This window comes from Streptomyces sp. NPDC101166 (assembly GCF_044768125.1).
GTDB lineage: Bacteria > Actinomycetota > Actinomycetes > Streptomycetales > Streptomycetaceae > Streptomyces.
This window is the reverse complement of record NZ_JBIWPF010000397.1, coordinates 1-1,014: the sequence shown is the minus strand read 5'-3', so window position 1 is coordinate 1,014 and position 1,014 is coordinate 1. Positions and strand designations below refer to the sequence as shown.

General features: G+C 67.2%; 1 protein-coding gene and 2 pseudogenes. 2 read left to right on the top strand and 1 reads right to left on the bottom strand.

What is annotated here, in order from left to right:
• Positions 1-153 (top strand): annotated as a pseudogene (locus ACIRS4_RS39400) (N-acetylglutamate synthase); the annotation flags it as partial.
• A gap of 41 nt (positions 154-194) precedes the next feature.
• On the top strand, positions 195-479 hold the full coding sequence (locus tag ACIRS4_RS39395; RefSeq protein WP_404205266.1) for a YciI family protein: 285 nt from the start codon (positions 195-197) through the stop codon (positions 477-479).
• Here the strand turns inward: ACIRS4_RS39395 and ACIRS4_RS39390 are convergent.
• Positions 439-1,014: pseudogene (locus tag ACIRS4_RS39390) on the bottom strand (hypothetical protein); the annotation flags it as partial. The gene ACIRS4_RS39395 and the pseudogene ACIRS4_RS39390 sit on opposite strands and share 41 nt — an antisense overlap.

Below are 1,014 nucleotides of genomic sequence, written 5' to 3'. Positions count from 1 at the left end.
CACGGGTTCGCGGAGATCGAGGGCACGCCGGTCACGGCGGAGGTGTACGCCGAGATGTGCCGGTCCTACGACACCGGTGTCGCCGAATTCCTGGACCTGTCCTACGTCAAGCCGAACACGCTCGGGAATACCCGAATGCTGTTGACGCTCTGACTCTTCCGTATCCGTCACCGACTTCGATCAGGAGCGTGCCCATGGCCGTCTTCGCCGTCCACTACGTCTACTCCGAGGCCACCGTCCCGGCCCGCGACATCCACCGGCCCGAGCACCGGGCCTGGCTGAACGCACTCGTCGACGAGGGCACCGTGCTCACCAGCGGGCCCTACGCGGACGGGTCCGGGGCGCTCATCCTGGTCTCGGCCGAGGATCTGGCCGCGGTCACCAAGCTGTTCGAGGACGACCCGTTCAATCGGGAGGGCCTGCTCGAGGACAAGCGGATCACCGAATGGTTGCCGACCATGGGCGCGTTCGTTCCCTGAACCACGCACTGCGCCAGATGATCACGGCACTGGTCGCGATCATCAGCAGCGGATAGCAGCCCGCGTAGGTCGGCACGGTGAGGTACGCCCACCACACCGACCGGTCTGCGCGGGGCAGCATGAACAGGCCGATGCCGATCGGATGCGGGGAGCCCTCCATGGGCGGACGGTCGGAAAAGGTCCACCACCAGCTGAATCCGATGAGGACGACGGTCGCGGGGGCCAGCATCGCCCAGCGGACGGTGGCGGTGCGCGCGTAATGCCAGGTCAGAATCGCCAACGGCATGAACCACACCCAGTGGTGTCCCCAGGAGAACGGGGAGACGCAGGCTGCGGTCATACCCGTCACGGTGACGGCAAGTAGCTCACGGTTCGCGCGGTGGGCCAGGACGGCGGCGAGCAGGCCGAGGACCGCGACCGGCAGTACCACGAGCACCCAGAGCCAGGCCGGGGGCTCGAACACCGTCGCGCCGAACGGGCTCGACGTGAAGCGCTCGATGTCGAAGAAGCGCAGCAGCTGCGCGAGAAAGCCGTT